The 14,988-nt window shown below is 56.2% G+C and carries 18 protein-coding genes and 1 tRNA gene; 5 read left to right on the forward strand and 14 right to left on the reverse strand.

What is annotated here, in order from left to right:
- Nucleotides 1–3: 3 nt before the first annotated feature.
- The 3 genes from CRP02_RS27550 to CRP02_RS16060 all read right to left on the reverse strand — a co-directional run bounded on the left by CRP02_RS27550 (nucleotide 4) and on the right by CRP02_RS16060 (nucleotide 1,402).
- A complete protein-coding gene (locus tag CRP02_RS27550; protein WP_179784042.1) occupies nucleotides 4–186 on the reverse strand; it encodes a hypothetical protein in 183 nt (60 codons plus the stop codon).
- 159 nt (nucleotides 187–345) lie between these two features.
- Nucleotides 346–942 carry a hypothetical protein gene (locus CRP02_RS16055; RefSeq protein ID WP_097171710.1) on the reverse strand — a complete coding sequence of 199 codons (597 nt, stop codon included), beginning with the start codon at nucleotides 940–942 and terminating at the stop codon, nucleotides 346–348.
- A 121-nt stretch (nucleotides 943–1,063) separates the two neighbouring features.
- Nucleotides 1,064–1,402, reverse strand: a complete 339-nt coding sequence (locus tag CRP02_RS16060) for a DUF2147 domain-containing protein (protein ID WP_013635782.1) — start codon at nucleotides 1,400–1,402, stop codon at nucleotides 1,064–1,066.
- 481 nt (nucleotides 1,403–1,883) lie between these two features.
- Here CRP02_RS16060 and CRP02_RS16065 point away from each other — a divergent pair, with 481 nt between their 5' ends.
- Nucleotides 1,884–2,150 carry a sel1 repeat family protein gene (locus CRP02_RS16065; RefSeq protein ID WP_003496982.1) on the forward strand — a complete coding sequence of 89 codons (267 nt, stop codon included), beginning with the start codon at nucleotides 1,884–1,886 and terminating at the stop codon, nucleotides 2,148–2,150.
- 391 nt (nucleotides 2,151–2,541) lie between these two features.
- On the opposite strand, the gene CRP02_RS16070 is transcribed toward CRP02_RS16065, so the two are convergent.
- Together CRP02_RS16070 and CRP02_RS16075 are read right to left on the reverse strand one after the other, a co-directional pair.
- Nucleotides 2,542–3,654 carry a pyridoxal phosphate-dependent aminotransferase gene (locus CRP02_RS16070; protein WP_097171711.1) on the reverse strand — a complete coding sequence of 371 codons (1,113 nt, stop codon included), beginning with the start codon at nucleotides 3,652–3,654 and terminating at the stop codon, nucleotides 2,542–2,544.
- A gap of 159 nt (nucleotides 3,655–3,813) precedes the next feature.
- Complete coding sequence (locus CRP02_RS16075; protein WP_097171712.1) at nucleotides 3,814–4,161, reverse strand: hypothetical protein; 348 nt, start codon at nucleotides 4,159–4,161, stop codon at nucleotides 3,814–3,816.
- Nucleotides 4,162–4,489: 328 nt separating this feature from the next.
- Between CRP02_RS16075 and CRP02_RS16080 the strand changes: the two genes are divergently transcribed.
- Both CRP02_RS16080 and CRP02_RS16085 read left to right on the forward strand, forming a co-directional pair.
- Nucleotides 4,490–5,707, forward strand: a complete 1,218-nt coding sequence (locus CRP02_RS16080; RefSeq protein WP_097172805.1) for an NAD(P)/FAD-dependent oxidoreductase — start codon at nucleotides 4,490–4,492, stop codon at nucleotides 5,705–5,707.
- Nucleotides 5,708–5,714: 7 nt separating this feature from the next.
- Nucleotides 5,715–6,515, forward strand: a complete 801-nt coding sequence (locus CRP02_RS16085; protein WP_097171713.1) for an aldolase/citrate lyase family protein — start codon at nucleotides 5,715–5,717, stop codon at nucleotides 6,513–6,515.
- Nucleotides 6,516–6,518: 3 nt separating this feature from the next.
- On the opposite strand, the gene CRP02_RS27555 is transcribed toward CRP02_RS16085, so the two are convergent.
- Both CRP02_RS27555 and CRP02_RS16090 read right to left on the reverse strand, forming a co-directional pair.
- Nucleotides 6,519–6,695 (reverse strand): hypothetical protein, encoded by a 177-nt coding sequence (locus tag CRP02_RS27555; protein WP_174001585.1) that lies wholly within the window; start codon nucleotides 6,693–6,695, stop codon nucleotides 6,519–6,521.
- A 95-nt stretch (nucleotides 6,696–6,790) separates the two neighbouring features.
- Nucleotides 6,791–7,132 carry a hypothetical protein gene (locus CRP02_RS16090; protein WP_003512218.1) on the reverse strand — a complete coding sequence of 114 codons (342 nt, stop codon included), beginning with the start codon at nucleotides 7,130–7,132 and terminating at the stop codon, nucleotides 6,791–6,793.
- Nucleotides 7,133–7,295: 163 nt separating this feature from the next.
- On the opposite strand from CRP02_RS16090, the gene CRP02_RS16095 reads away from it, so the two are divergent.
- A tRNA-Ser gene (locus CRP02_RS16095) sits at nucleotides 7,296–7,386 on the forward strand.
- Between the two features lie 276 nt (nucleotides 7,387–7,662).
- Entirely contained in the window at nucleotides 7,663–8,622 is a 960-nt protein-coding gene (locus CRP02_RS16100) for a DUF4062 domain-containing protein (RefSeq protein ID WP_097171714.1), read from the forward strand.
- A 165-nt stretch (nucleotides 8,623–8,787) separates the two neighbouring features.
- On the opposite strand, the gene CRP02_RS27560 is transcribed toward CRP02_RS16100, so the two are convergent.
- From CRP02_RS27560 to CRP02_RS16140, 7 genes are all read right to left on the reverse strand, one after another.
- On the reverse strand, nucleotides 8,788–8,931 hold the full coding sequence (locus tag CRP02_RS27560) for a hypothetical protein (RefSeq protein ID WP_179784043.1): 144 nt from the start codon (nucleotides 8,929–8,931) through the stop codon (nucleotides 8,788–8,790).
- 32 nt (nucleotides 8,932–8,963) lie between these two features.
- Complete coding sequence (locus CRP02_RS16105; protein WP_097171715.1) at nucleotides 8,964–9,317, reverse strand: hypothetical protein; 354 nt, start codon at nucleotides 9,315–9,317, stop codon at nucleotides 8,964–8,966.
- A gap of 1,483 nt (nucleotides 9,318–10,800) precedes the next feature.
- Nucleotides 10,801–11,361, reverse strand: coding sequence for a gene transfer agent family protein (locus CRP02_RS28065; RefSeq protein ID WP_097171718.1), 561 nt, complete (start codon nucleotides 11,359–11,361; stop codon nucleotides 10,801–10,803).
- A complete protein-coding gene (locus CRP02_RS16125) occupies nucleotides 11,362–12,030 on the reverse strand; it encodes a hypothetical protein (protein WP_097171719.1) in 669 nt (222 codons plus the stop codon).
- Nucleotides 12,027–14,036 carry a tape measure protein gene (locus tag CRP02_RS16130; RefSeq protein ID WP_097171720.1) on the reverse strand — a complete coding sequence of 670 codons (2,010 nt, stop codon included), beginning with the start codon at nucleotides 14,034–14,036 and terminating at the stop codon, nucleotides 12,027–12,029. Before CRP02_RS16130 ends, CRP02_RS16125 begins: the two co-directional genes overlap by 4 nt.
- Nucleotides 14,026–14,487, reverse strand: a complete 462-nt coding sequence (locus CRP02_RS16135) for an HK97-gp10 family putative phage morphogenesis protein (RefSeq protein ID WP_097171721.1) — start codon at nucleotides 14,485–14,487, stop codon at nucleotides 14,026–14,028. The genes CRP02_RS16130 and CRP02_RS16135 overlap by 11 nt, the downstream gene beginning before the upstream one ends.
- Nucleotides 14,480–14,839 (reverse strand): gene transfer agent family protein, encoded by a 360-nt coding sequence (locus tag CRP02_RS16140; protein ID WP_097171722.1) that lies wholly within the window; start codon nucleotides 14,837–14,839, stop codon nucleotides 14,480–14,482. The genes CRP02_RS16135 and CRP02_RS16140 overlap by 8 nt, the downstream gene beginning before the upstream one ends.
- Nucleotides 14,840–14,988: the final 149 nt, after the last annotated feature.

Below are 14,988 nucleotides of genomic sequence, written 5' to 3' on the forward strand. Positions count from 1 at the left end.
TCCTCACAGCACGACGGGGCAATTGGCGGCGGGTGCCGGGCCGTGCTGGCAGGCAAGCGCAGCACCCGCATTCACCCGCTGAAAGCTGCGGTTGGGATTAACAACGAGCGAGGCGAAGGACATGGCGAAGATCGCCATGAGAAACGCGAAGATTGCCAGCCGGCTGATCAACTTTGTCATGTCCATTCCCCTTTATTGGAGTTCATGGACAGAGTTTTGCCACACTCGGACTGAACGGACCCTGAGACCCCGGTTCATATGGTGTTCAGGGAGATTAACGGGATGCTTCCAGTGTGAATTGGGGCGGTGGATGGCTTCAGCGGCCTCAAATCGCCTGCTTTTGGATCACGCCGGAGAGGCTACCGCACGGGCTGTGAGTTCATTGACGAGGCCATCGAATGCTTCGGGATTGGCGATGTCGACGGTCGGTACGTGATGGTGCCGCGCGGATGCCAGCATTTCGGTATTTTCGCGCAAGGACCGCTCAATGAAGGCGTCCATGATCCGGCGCTGGCCCGCCGTCGCATCTTTATATCCTGCATGCGCGCGCATTCTGTCGGAGAGAAAGTCATTCTGTGCATGAAGAAAGACCCCGGCTACCGCGCTGCCCAGCAGGGGCGCTATAAATTCCGGCCGCAAGGCCGCGCCCTCGAAGACGACGATATTGCCGGTGCCTGTCTTGCTGTCGATCAGCCCGCGCACAAGCGGCCAGATATTCTGGTGATGCACCTTCAGAAACCAATGGATCGTTTCTGCCGACAGCTGCCTGTAATATTCCTCCACAGGCGCGGGTATGCCGGGCCATGGCCTCCCCGGGTGGCGTGCCAGGCTGTCGGTTGAAATTGCCTCGCAGTGGAGCTTTTCGATCAACAGGCCGGCTAGGGTGCTTTTGCCGACATGGGACGTACCCGAAATCAGGATTATGGAAAGGGTGGTGGGCATGCGTCGCTCTTAAGAGTGTTCGTTCGGGCCGCGACGATACATCAACGGATATATGCGTTACACACGACGTCCGTCTGCGACGACGGACAGGCTGTTACAAGCCTGTCCGTCGCATCTTATATCACAACCGCGTCCAGGTCTGGGATTTGCACAGGATTTTCAGCACGCAGCCCTTCATACTCAGCGAATTGCCGGAAACGGTGCCGGAGCCGCTATAGGTCTTGTCATTGGCGGGATCGGTAATATCGCCCGAATAGCTGTTTCCCTTGCCGGAAAGCTTGCCGATCTGTTTTCCCGCATGTTTGCCTGTCTTCAGCGTCACGCAGAAAGCTGCGCCGCAGGGGCCGATTACGGCTGTCTCGCCGCTTGCCGTCTTCCAGTTGCCTTCAATGGGCTCAGCAGCAAAAGCAAGGTTGCTGCCAATCAGCAGGCCTGCGGCAATCATCATCACACGCTTCATAAAAACTCCTCCGTCCATGTCGCGCTTTCTTTGCCCGTTTCGTCCTCCGCACGGGCATGCGGATAGTATTTGACGTTCACGTAAAAGGAAACAGAAAATTCCAGCTGCGAGATGGCATTTGTGTCGGTTAGGAGAGTGGGAGAGGGGCAATTCGAAAAACCGTTGTTTGGATCGTGGTGAATGAAGGGTTGAAATCCAATTCTAAAGTTTTCGTAAAATTCGCTCGAAAATCCTTAATTTCCGCACCTCGTGATATTTAACAAAAACCCAATTTTACCAATCGTTTGCAGTTTGTTTGCGGCCCATTAATCATGCCTTTTAAGCGCCCGTTGAAAGCCTCATGACATATTGGGGTCATCAAAAGCGCAGGGAAAACCTGCCGGCCGGAAGAACAAAAAAGCCGCAAAAGACGGCAGTTCCAAAGGTTAGCCTCGACAAGAAGGCAATTGATGAAACAGGCGAGAAGACAGGGATAAAAACGATGGCACGCTTTGAAATTCGCGATATCGAAATGGCAGTTGCCGGTGGCGAAACCCGCGCCGACACCCTTTGCAATCTCGGCCTGGTCTATGCGACCGGCCGGGGATGCAAGGTGGATCTGGTCGCGGCCCACAAATGGCTCAACATCGCCGCGATCCGCGGATCGGAAAGAGCCGCTTCGCTGCGAGCAGATCTTGCTCGCAACATGACCAAGGCGGAACTGGCCGAAGCGCTGCGTGCCGCACGCGACTGGATGACGATGCACTGACGCACCTTATCCGCGACAGAATTTCCGGTCCGGTTCCCTCCAGTCCCGATGACCGGTACAAACGAAAGTAAACCCGAAGGGGAATGCGGCGAGGGCTTTGAAAAGGAGCTTTTGCGCTGACACATCAAACCGCGACCGGCAGGAACAAGGCCGGCGCGGTTTTCTTATGTCTGGCGATGTCGGTTGATGGAAAACGATTCGCGAACAGTGGTTTGTGAGGGGAAATTGAATCGATGCGTGCAACCCGCGGCACTCTCCAACCCTCATTCCTGTGCCTGTCACAGGAATCCAGCCGACGCGCGTCTGCGCGGCGAAAAGAGTCCTTTCAGCCCAAGGACTTGGGCTGACTGGATTCCTGTGACGAGCACAGGAATGAGGGTGGGTTGGGAATTTACCCGATCGCCTTGAGAACCTTCGGCAGCGCCTGCTCGAAAAGATCAAGCTTGTCATCAGGTCCCACACTCACACGAATGCAGCGGTTAAGCGGCGCCACGCCCGGCATGCGGATGAACACGCCATGTTCCATCAAGCCGTCGACGATGGCGCGGGCGTAAGTGCCGTCGCGCTGGCAATCGATGGTAACGAAATTGGTGGCCGAAGGCAGGGGCGAGAGGCCGTTATTGCGGGCAATCGCGGAAATGCGATCTCGAGCCACCGCAATTTTCCCAACGACGTCATGCAGATAGGCCTGATCCTTCAGCGCCGCCAATGCGGCGGCGACCGAAACGCGTGCCATGCCGAAATGATTGCGGATCTTGTCGAAGGCTTCGACATTGCCGAGCGTGCCGATGGCATAGCCCACGCGGGCGCCGGCAAGCCCATAGGCTTTCGAGAAAGTCCGCATGCGCAGGATGTTCGGCTGGCCGATGAGGGCGTCGATGACTGGCACGGCGCTGGCAGGTGCGGTCTCGCAATAGGCCTCGTCCAGAATGAGCAGGCAGGTTTCCGGCAACGCACGGGCAAACGCCACAACCTCGCTTGCCTCCCACCAGCTTCCCATCGGATTGTCGGGATTGGCGAAATAGACCAGCGGTGCATTTTCCCGGATGACCAGATCGAGAAGTCCGTCGAGGTTCTCGTGATCGTCGACATATGGCGTGGTCACGAGTTTTCCGCCAAAGCCGTTCACATGGTAATTGAAGGTGGGATAACCGCCGAGCGAGGTGACCACCGGCGTGCCCGGCTCGACGATCAGCCTGGCGATCTCACCCAGCAAACCATCGACACCGCCGCCAATGGCGATATTGCCACGCGAAATGCCGTGGTGGATGGCGAGTGCTTCCTTCAGTTCGAAATTTTCCGGATCGCTATACATCCAGGTCTCGGCCGCAGCATCCCGCATGGCCATAAGCACGGAGGGGGCAGGGCCGAACCCGCTTTCATTGGCGCCTATCCGCGCTTCCACCTTCAGGCCGCGGCCCCGCTCGATGGCTTCCGGGCCGACGAAGGGAACGGTTGAAGGAAGAGAGACGGCAAGCGGCGTAAGACGTGAGAAAGCGGACATTGGCTGAGATTTCCAGTACCTGTTTGAAAACCCGGCACACAATAGGTGCAAAAAAACCGGACGCAAGTCGCGCCCGGTTACCGGATGGCTGTTTTGGAACAGTTTTTTCCACCGTCGCGCCGTGAGAGAAAAACTCGGCCGCGAATCGGTCGATGCGGCTCAGACGCTGGTCTCGAAACTCAGTCTGCGCACATGGTGCAGGAATTCCGCGTCGATCAACATGTTGAATCCGATGGTGACCTTTTCCTCTTCCCTGCGGATCAGGTTGCAGCCGATCTCATCGCGAATGCCGAGAATTTCCAGATAGAAATTGGTGGGCATCTCCAGATGCGGACTGACCTCGATCTCCGCGCCATAAAGCGAGATGCTGCGCACCAGGCAGCGCATGGTATCCTTGGCGCTGAGGTGATGCCCGATGAAGGTGATCTTTCCGGGCCGGTCGATCTGAAACTTCTCGTATTGCTCGTCCTGCGGGACGCTTTGACGGGGATCCATATGTAAAGCCATGACAACCTCCCGGATTGCCTTTTCCTGATGCCGATTTTAACGCGGCTTCCTTGCCAGTGCGTGAAGGAAATCCGCGCAATTGTCTGTTGTGCGTCTCGACATGGGCCAGACCGCCTGTCGGAAGCCGATGTTTCCCTTGAGGAAATGCACCCGGCTCCTTCCGGTTGCAAGGGTGTCGCAGTCTGGGGTGATAATGTGTCATGCTTGCACCGGGCTGGTGGTGTTGTGCGGTTGACGCGGGCCGTACTTGGCGTTACGCCTGATCCCGAAATATGGCTTCGCAGGGTGCGGCAAATCTGCCCATTGGCGATTGTTCTGGGAGTGGAATGTGGCGGGAAGGCTGGTAATCCTCGGGGCGGGGCAGGCCGCTTTCGCGCTGGCGGCAAAGCTCAGGGCGCTGAAGGATGAGCGCCCCATCACCATCATCGGCTCGGAGGATGCCTATCCTTACCAACGGCCGCCATTGTCGAAAAAATACCTTTTAGGCGAGATGAGCTTCGACCGGCTGATGTTCCGGCCTGAGGAGTGGTACGCGGAAAACAATGTCGATATCCGGCTCTCCACCTTCGTGGAGGAGATCGACCGCGCTTCCAAATCCGTGCGCATGCAGGATGGCAGCACGCTTTCCTACGGCAAGCTGGTACTGGCGACCGGTGCTGCACCCCGCGAGCTTCCCGCCAGCATCGGCGGCGATCTCGAAGGGGTTCTGACCGTTCGCGACAAGCGCGATGCTGACCGGCTGTTTGAGGAAATGAAACCCGGCCGCAGGCTGCTGGTCATCGGCGGTGGTTATATCGGTCTGGAAGCGGCAGCCGTCGCCCGCAAGCTCGGTCTCGAGGTCACGCTGATCGAAATGGCCGACCGCATTCTCCAGCGCGTGGCGGCAAAGGAAACCGCCGATATCATGCGCGGCATCCATCAGGCGCACGGCGTCTCCATCCGCGAAAAGACCGGCCTCGTGCGGCTCGTCGGCATGGATGGCCGGGTGGCCGCTGCCGAGCTTTCCGATGGTTCGATGCTTGACGTGGATTTCGTCATCGTCGGCATTGGCGTAACCCCGAACGATCGCCTTGCCCGCGAATCGGGCCTCGATGTCGGCAATGGCATCGTGGTGGATGAACACACCCGCAGCTCGGACAAGGATATCCACGCGGTGGGCGATTGCGCGTTGCTGCCGTGGCGGGGCCAGCTTGTGCGTCTCGAATCAGTCCAGAACGCCGTTGATCAGGCCGAGGCCGCCGCTCATGTACTGGCAGGCGCCGAAGTCTCCTATGATGCCAAACCTTGGTTCTGGTCGGATCAATACGAGGTGAAGCTGCAGATCGCCGGCTTCAACCTCGGTTATGACGAGACGGTGCTGCGGCCCGGCGCGCGCGAAGGCAGCTGGTCGGTCTGGTATTTCCGCGACGGGCGATTCGTGGCGGTCGACGCGGTCAACGATGCCAAGGCCTATGTTTCCGGCAAAAAACTGCTCGATACCGGCGCTGAGCCGGATCGCGCCATCCTGGCGGACCCGTCCGCCGATCTGAAATTACTGCTTTCCTGAGGACATCATGCCCGCTCCCGAAAATCGTTTCAAAACAGCCATCCACGCCGGCAGGCCGCAAATCGGCCTCTGGCTCGATATGGGTGAGGCCATCACGGCGGAAATTGCCGGAACAGCGGGTTTCGACTGGCTGGTCATCGATGGTGAGCACGGCCCGAACGATCTTCGCAGCATTATCGACCAATTGCGCGCTCTCGCCACATCACCCGCCGAACCGGTGGTGCGTGTGCCCGTTGGCGAAAGCTGGATGATCAAGCAGCTGCTGGACGCAGGCGCCCGCACGCTTCTGGTGCCCATGGTCGATTCGGCGGCGCAGGCTGAAGCTTTGGTCAGTGCGATGCACTATCCGCCGCGCGGCATTCGCGGCATGGGAGCGGCAGTTGCCCGCGCCTCAGCCTTCAACACCATAACGGATTATGCCGACAGTGCGTCCGACAGCGTGTGCCTGCTGGTGCAGGCCGAAACGCGCGCAGCTATCAACGATCTCGACAATATTCTTGCGGTGGAAGGTGTGGACGGCATCTTCATCGGCCCGGCCGATCTTGCTGCGGATATGGGCTATCTCGGCAAGCTGGATGAGCCGGAAGTGCAGGCCGTAATCGAGGCAGCGATCGTCAAGATCGTCGCGGCCGGCAAGGCCGCAGGCATTTTGACCTTCAACGAGACCTTCAATCGCCGTTATCTAGAACTCGGCGCATCTTTCGTGGCCGTTGGCGCCGATGTCACGGAGTTTTCCAATACACTTCGTACGCTTTCCAGCCGCTACAAGGGCGGGGCAGCGCCTGCGCCATCCAAATCCGGATATTGAGTCCTAGTCATCGTTGCTGGCGTTCAGCTTTTCCGGCGGAATGCCTTCTTCGCCGGAAGCGAGATAACCGTTATTGATGAGTGCGGCGCGGACGATGCGCTGGATGGCTTCATCCCTGTCAATGCCGTAATCTCTCGCGAAATCCGACAATGCCTCTTCAAGATCGCTGCTGAACACCATTTCCGCCCCCCGTTCGTCAATTCTTAGAAATAAATGCGAACAGGCAAGGCGGAACGTATCCCGCCTTGCCTGAATTCTAGCCTCTAGTGCGGCAATCAGCGCCAGCGATAAAGGCTGCTGTTCGAAGAACTCTGCTGAGTACCAGCGCCGACCGCATAACCGATCGCAAAACCGAGTGCGCCGACGATCGTCAGCAACGAGGTTGCAGTACCGGGGTTTTCCTTGACTGCTTCCACAACGTTCTGACCCTGGGCGCGCACATTGCTTGCCGCCTTGCGAACGCGGCCACGAGCCTCATCCAGAAATTCGGATGCATCTTCACCAACGCCTTCCGCACGGGCGGAAACGGACTTGGAGAGAGACGAAATCTGCGAACGCAACTCCGCAATCTGGTTTTCGATCGTATCTTCGACAACATTCAGTTTGGTCTGAGCCATTAGAACACCTCTTTTTGTTACCTAAGTCAGAACGTGCCGGAAGAGAAGAAGTTCCCCAATAGCCCGCAAAGTTTCGCTATCGGGTGTTCGGCCAACAGGTTTTTCGGCTTCTTGGCGAAAAACCCTTGCATTCATTTTTTTAAAGCAATAATCAGGCCGCACCGGAGAGGTGGCCGAGTGGTCGAAGGCGCTCCCCTGCTAAGGGAGTATACGTCAAAAGCGTATCGTGGGTTCGAATCCCATCCTCTCCGCCATGACCCTTGTTTTCATTGCATAATTTGGCTTTTTTCGCCGCTTGCCATAACTTGGCTGGCGCGTTTTCTGCTGTGGATATGTCGTCCAGATAGCGAAAACCCGCCAGTTGGTGATTCTGGCGGGCCTTCTTGGCGCTGTGTTTTGGAACTTGTCGGTGGGGTTTCCGAAAATCGTTCGGGTTACTTCCCGCTTTTTTTGGGTTGTTGATATCTAGCACACACGCTTGATTTGTATCCATCAATCGGTGATTGTCGGGACCGGGTAAAGGTTCAGATATGAAAAAGAAATTACAGGTTTTTGTTTCGAGTACATTCACTGATCTGCAGACAGAGCGACAGGCAGCTGTGCAGGCGATTTTGAAAGCCGGGCACATTCCGGCAGGAATGGAGCTTTTCACGGCTAGCGATAAGTCGCAGTGGGAGATCATTAAGCGTTGGATCGATGAGTCCGATGTCTACATGCTCATTCTGGGCGGAAGATACGGTTCGGTCGATAAGGAAACCGGCGTTAGCTACACTGAGATGGAATATGATTACGCGGTGACGCAAAAGAAGCCGCTGTTTTCTGTTGTGATCGAAGACGAAGCTCTAAAAGATAAGGTCCAAAAAGTCGGTATCTCGGCGATCGAGCAAGAGAACCCGCAAGCCCTAAAGAAATTTCGCGAGAAAGTTCTCAGCACTATGTCGGCTTTTTTTGCAGATGGCCGCGACATCAAATTGGCCATCCACGAAAGCCTCGGCGAACTTGGCCATCAGACTGACTTAGTTGGGTGGGTGTCTGCATCTGAGATCGTAGATGTTTCTGCGCTTCACGCGGAGATATCGCGTTTGAAATCGGAACTCGATAAAGCAAAAGAAATTAAGCCGGTAGCTAGACGATCAAAGACCAGCGGCGATGAATTGGAGGATTTCAAGAGCGTCCTTGAAGTACTCGATCTCACGACAATAGAAATTCCAGAGGATGTGATTGGAAGGGAGGGCGAAATACGAACGCTGTCTTCCCTAATGATCAGTTTCTCAGGTCAGCTCGTAAATGGCGTAAGTCAGGGCAGCAACTCCGTTGTCAGATTTTTGTACAACACAGTTTTCCCGAAATTAATAATCCACGACCTTGCAGCCAACGAAAAACCCGCTGGAAGCACGCTGAGGAGGAGTTACCTAACAGAGAAAGGCAAGAAGATCCTGGCTTTACTCGATAAGCAACGACTCATAGACACGCAGGCAGAAGCAGAATAATTCACCCGCCGCCTTGGTGGGCTGACGGGTGATAAGCTGTGGTGGCGCTTGATCCCAGACGCGAAGTGCGTCTAGGTCTCCTCGGTGATGAAAGACCGGGTGCAGCCCGAAGGCGCACACCGGCAAGGTGGCTGGCCCTGCATGTCAAAAGGCCAGCGGGAAACTTTAGGGGAAGCGGACAGCGTCAGCTATAAGCGGCAGGATCTTGGCGTTGACGGTGAGCATCAGTTCACCGCGCTGGTAGAGGTCGAACGCAGAAAAGTGCGGATTGTGCTTCACGGCAAACTCGAGTCCGTCGATCGTGACCACGCTTCATTCTGGGATATCCTGGCGCCTGTCGTTCATGACCTAGCCTCCCTCATAACCGAATTCCATTCCTCGGCGCGAAAACGCTTGAGGTCCGCCAGTGCCTTGGCAATTGCGGGCTGCTCGTCGTGGTACTCGCCATGGGGGCACTCCACTAGCAGGGCGGCATGCCGCAGCTTACCGGCCACGTCCGCCTCACAAGTGACTGGCGCATCGATAATGGCCTTGGAGACGATCCAGTGAGCTTCTGTGATATGGTCCATGGCGTCGTCCGGCATTTCGCCAACCCGCTCGCCGATGGTGTGGAGCTCAACGAAGAGGCGCGACATTCGGGAGATGAAGGATTCTGGCATGCCTTCGGCGTTCGCCGGTAAGACGTTGTTTACCATAATATCGGTTCCGTGTTGCGATTTATATATCGTGGTGATAGGAATATATCAAATCCGGCGCGCGTCAATAGGTTAATATCACAATGATAGAAAAATATCACGTCAGCGGTCGTCAGGTGTCGGCGGCGCGTGCTTTAGCTGGTATCTCTCAATCGGACCTTGCTAATGCGGCGAATATATCGCTCCCAACACTTAGACGCATGGAGGCGTCCACCGGCCCAATGTCGGGTATGCCCAACAACGTCGCTGCTGTTGTGCAGGCCTTGCTAGATTTCGGAATTATCTTCATCCCGTCTAACGGCAACGGACCAGGCGTCCGGTTGCGCGATCGCACTTGACCAGCACGCCTCGCTGAATCATCTTGCTCCCGAGGTTTGGGGGACAAGAATGAAGTTGCTATTGGCGCTCGCGGTTATCGTTATCGCATCTATAGGAATATGGATGGGCGGGGTTAGGATCATCGTTGTTCAGCCAATAGGCGCGCTCCCTGAAGGCACAACAATTGTTGTGGCTGGGTTACAAAACGCGCGATTGATTGATAGTCCGGACGCGATATGCAACCGGCACCAAGGAGGCGTAAGCCTGCTTTGCAGGGCCGGCACACTAGGCGCAATAGCTGAGAATGGTAAAATCTTGCTGCGCCTACCCTACAGCGAAACATTGTTCCGGATCACCGGCGGCCCGTTTCGAGACGGGTAGTGCTCAGGCTTAAATGCCGTTGGGGAAGCTTCATACCATCGTGGATGGCCGTAAGTGCTGATATTTAGTGTGAGATTCGGTGCTTCTCCGCGCACCAAACCATATTGCAAGCAGTAATAGAGGCGACGTTACGACACTATACACGCCTATCAACAGGCCATGCATACTGAATATAGTATTAGCGCATTCTTTCGATTCCAAATTCCAGCATATTGTGGGATAACTTTTCTCGGCAACATCCGGAGGAATAAGGAGAGCATTGAGCCATCGCGGGATGACCTAATGCTGCCAACGGATGCGGGGTCGGCCTGATAAACCGACAATCCACCCGGCCAAGGAAAGGAGCCGAAATGGGTCTTGAAGTAATACTACTGGTTTTGGCTGTGCCGCCTGCGGCATTGGCCGTTGTACAGTTAGTGGCTTTGATTAGGCGCCGCTAAGCACAACGCTGCAGGAGATTGCCCGCGTGTCTCTCCTGCAGCAAAAAACCCACAGGGTGATAAGGCCTGTGGGTTTTAAGATTATCCAATGTTGGAGCCTTGGACGGGGCCTTGAAGTAGCTTTTTGATATACAAATTATTTGTAGCAGTCAACCAAATGTTGATTTTGTTGCACATTGATTGTTACAAAACCTGTAGCATGATCTGCGCAATTAACTGCACAAAGACGTGGTGAGTTCCACCCTGCACGACAGCTACATCCTATTGCGCCTGCCTTTCAGCGAAACGCTTTACAGGTGGTCTGGGGCAACCCATTTATTTCAGTCGGCAAAATTGCGTTGAGTTCACTCCTGAACCCACGCCCAAAGCTCATCTATTTCCTGAGTGCTGAGCGCGCCGTCGTCTTGGCTGTTCGCGTCAACATATCCCTCCACCGCGGCCGCAAATTGCCACAGGGATAGGTCGCCCACCGCCTCCGGGCTAAACCCCATCACAGCACCTAATCCATAGAATGATGAGAACCTGATTTTGCCGTTAGGGAGGTCAGCGGGTGGGCTCTTGGATGGCTTTCGCCGCTTTTCAGTAGTGGGCTCATCCAGAGCACCCACAATGCCGGCAGACAAAATGACTTGAGCGGAAATCAGGTTCTCAAGTGGTGACCGCCGCTCCACATGCCGACTTACTAGAGCAGACGCTAGCGGTGGGCTGACCCCACCACCTATTAGGCCAAACAAGATGACATGCGAGATATCAGATACCCGCCATGTGCCCCCATCCAGCCGACTGAAAAGAAGGTACGGACCAGAGTCCGTAGCCTCCTGAAGCTCAATCAATGAGCTAATTGGCAAGCGAAACAATCGCCTCTCACCCGCCCACTCAAAGGAAATCGTGCCGCGACGGGACAATTACGCCGCCAGCGGCTGGATTTTCTCGCCAACCTTATCTTCTGGCCATTCGTGCACTGCGGTGATTTCGCCTGCGCCGCAGCCCGTCACAGCGCAGTGGTATACGCCCCCACCGACTGAGTACCCCATGTTAGGTTCCTCGCGCTCACCACAATGCAGGTCATGTGGCGTCTCGCGGAAGCGCCGGAACGCTTCGACTGCACCAGCAGGTGTGAAAGCCTGTGGATCCGGAACGTCTTCCCAGTCAACGCCGAAGCAAACCCGACCTTCGGTCCACTTGTAACACTCACCCCGCGCAAGCTGGTCGGTATCGCTGTGCGACTGTCGTGCGTAGATTTCGCCACGATTGCGGATCTCTGACCAGCCGGCAACGACGATTTCTGACCCTTCCTTGCCGAACAGCCTCAAGTAAGAATCATGCAGGTTGAGCAACGCTGGAAGGACCGCCACCACCTCGTCGAACTTACGAAACTGACTGGCCTCACAGATCGCCTCGAAGATGGGGAATGCGATTGCGGCACCGCGACTGGAATAGACCGCCGGCACATTCGGAATCCTTCTGACCTTACATTCAAGGCCAGTAACAAGACCGGTTTCGGGATCGTAGAAAGCGCCATCGGCAAGCAAATGGACGGCGTCTGGCTGAATAACGGCTGCTATAGCGCTCACGCGTATACCTCTGGTTTGTTTGAGAATGTGATTGATCCGGTCCGGCCACCGTCGTTGTACAGGCTGCCTGTAGGTGCTGCGGGGAAGTAGCTTTTACCTCCTCCACCACCACCAAACAGTCCACCGAAAAGGTCGAACAATCCTCCACCGCTGCCACCGGCGTTGTTAATTTTGAAAATGTTGTTCAGCACGTCATTGATCAGCGAGTTACCAATCTTCTTGAGGCTGTCAGCCAGAATGTCTGCCGCGCTTGCGCCTTCAATGAAGCCGTCAATCATGCCTCGTGTGACGCCCTTGGCGGTTTCCATGGCCTCTTCGGCGCGCTGGCGGATTTCATCCTGCTTTTCGGAAAGCCGCTCGGATTCGACAACAGCGTTCGCGTAACCTGCCGCTAGATCCTCGATACTGGCCGTAAGTTCAGGCGTGATTTTAACGCCAGCCTCTTGCGCCGCGGTCAAGAGTTCCTGTTTGGCGCGGGCGAACTCAATGGAATGCCCGTAGTCGTTCAGGAGAGGATTCAGGCCAGCCTGCGCTGCCGTCTCAGCGTTCAGAGCTGCGGTGCGCTTTGTGATCTGCTCGACCTCGCGGGCGTACTCATCAGCACGCTTCCTGCTGGATTTGCCGTCTTTGTCGGCTGTGACCTGATATTTCTTATCGGTGATGTCGACGGGCGTGAATTTCTTGCCGTTGACGGTTTTGGTCTCGCCTCCACCCACAATTACAGGTGCACTGGTGGGGTACTTGAGCGGCTTGTCGTTCAGCGTGTCCTGAATGATGCTGGACGCAGTTCTGGTCTGCGCTTCTTGCAGGGCCTTGATCTGCCCCTCAAGCTGCCTGATTTCAGCCTGACCGAGAACGTTGGCCGGATTGGCCTTGATCTCCGCAATCTGCTTTTCCAGTTCCAGCCGCCTCTGGGTGTTGTCGACGAGCTTGTCGCTGGCTTTAACGGTTGAGTTGACCGTCAGCGCGCCGCCCAGCGCAGATAGCTTGCCATCGCCGTCGCTGTCTAACGCGCTTATAGCACCTTGACCAATGTTCTGAAGGCCGCTTGCCTTTCCGACCCACTCGGCGAAGTCTTGAGCTGCTTTTGCACCAGCGTTGAGCTTTTCGATAACGTACTGAATATCAGATGCTAGGCCATCCATGTCGACGCTGTTGACGAAGTTCGCCATGTTGTCGATCGCGCCGCCGAACGTGTTCGCAGCCTGGGTGGATTCGTTGAACCTGCGGACAGAGTTCGTCAGGGCGGTGCGAAGGTTTTCAAGTCTCTGGTCGACCGTCAGCACCGCACCGGCAACCTTTTGCTCAAGCACCGGTGCGCCAGCATTGATGCCGTCGAAGAATGCCTTTGAGGAAAGCTTGCCTTCCAGCATGATGTTGCGGAGCTTCGCGACCGATCCTTCGGCCTGCTTGATGCCGGCGGCAGCGGCCTGCAGGATGGTTGGTGCACCCTCCAAAATTGAGTTGAATTCCTCGGCGCGGACTACGCCGGCGCCCAAAGCCTGCGACAGCTGCAACAGGGCGCCGGATGCTTCCTGGCTGGATTGGCCAGATGCGCGCAGCGCCAAGGCAACGTTGCTGGACAGGCCGATGATATCGTCCGACGAGACGCCCAGCTCTTTTTGCACCAGCGATACGCGGCCGTACAACTGCACCAGTGTTTCGAGCGGGGCGGCATTCTTCTGTGCCGCCGTGAAAAGCTTCTGATACACGCCTTCAAGTTCTTCGCCAGCGAGGCCCGCTACCTTCAGGGAGTTGGTGATGCGCGTTCCGCTATCCGACAGCTGGCGAAAGCCCTGGGCACCGCCGATAAGGGCAAAGGCCTTCGCCGCGCTGGCAGCGATCCCCGAATAGGTCGAATTCAACCGGGCCTGCATTCTGGCGGAAGTGGTTTCGACTCGCTTGAAATTGCGCTCGGCGTTGCGCGTGGCACCGGCAATTTTTTTCTCGAAATCCGCAACGCGGGCCTCGAGCATGACGGCAAGTCTTTCATATTCAATTGCCATTCTTTGTGCTCCTTATCGCCTTCGACATCGCCCGCTTGATTTTCTGGCCAGCCTTTTTCTTTGCTGTGCGGAAACCCGAGAAAAAGAATGGATGCGCGGGGATGGCTGGTATCTCTGCGCCTTCAAACTGACCGCCGGCGATATGCGCGCGAGTGCCGAACTCGACGAGATGCGCATAGCGTACCTTAGAATTGCCGGCTGTGATCATTGCGGCGTTCTCAGGGACGACCATAGATCGTCCAGGCAGACTATAGGGCGGAGTTGACTGCCCGCCGCCGGTAACTTCGATGCTGTCCCGCAAATCGCCATCGTATTTCGGTGCTAAAGCCCTAATCACTTCCGCCACATCATCGGCAGCGGAAGTGATTGACGGTTGTGTCTGCTCGCGCACCGCTTTCGGGATTTTACCAAGCCTACGCTTTAGACGATCCCATCCTTGGACTTTAGCCATCGACGACGGCCTGTTCCGGATCGAATTCGGGAACTCCCTTGCCATGAAAAAACGCATCCACGATCTTCACAACCAGGCTGAAATTCTCAGCTGCAGGCCGCTCCTCGACATACGTGCGCACCATGCGCAACGCGTCAGAAGGAGCCATGCCGCCCCCAATAAGGCCAAGACGGACTAGCTCGCGGGTGTCATGGAGCTGTGCGATACCCGTGCGCATGATGTGGATAAGCGTGGCGTATAGACTACGTTCCGTCGTCTTCTCCCATTCTGATGCAAGGGGCCACGTGAGGCCGAATGTGTAGGTGCCGTCGGCGAAGTCGGCATCGATAAGAGCAAAAGGTTGTGCTGTCATCTTGGGTTTTCCTTGTGGATAGCGAGTTCTCGCTATGGTGGCAATCTGGATGCGAATCGCGTTTTGGCTCACTCTGTCTGAGAGCTGCCCCTGACAAATTCTTCCAAGGCCGAAACGGCTGCTCACACGGGGCACGGTCAACAGTTCGT

Source organism: Rhizobium sp. AN5 (assembly GCF_900215255.1).
In the GTDB taxonomy this organism is placed as follows: Bacteria; Pseudomonadota; Alphaproteobacteria; order Rhizobiales; family Rhizobiaceae; genus Agrobacterium; species Agrobacterium tumefaciens.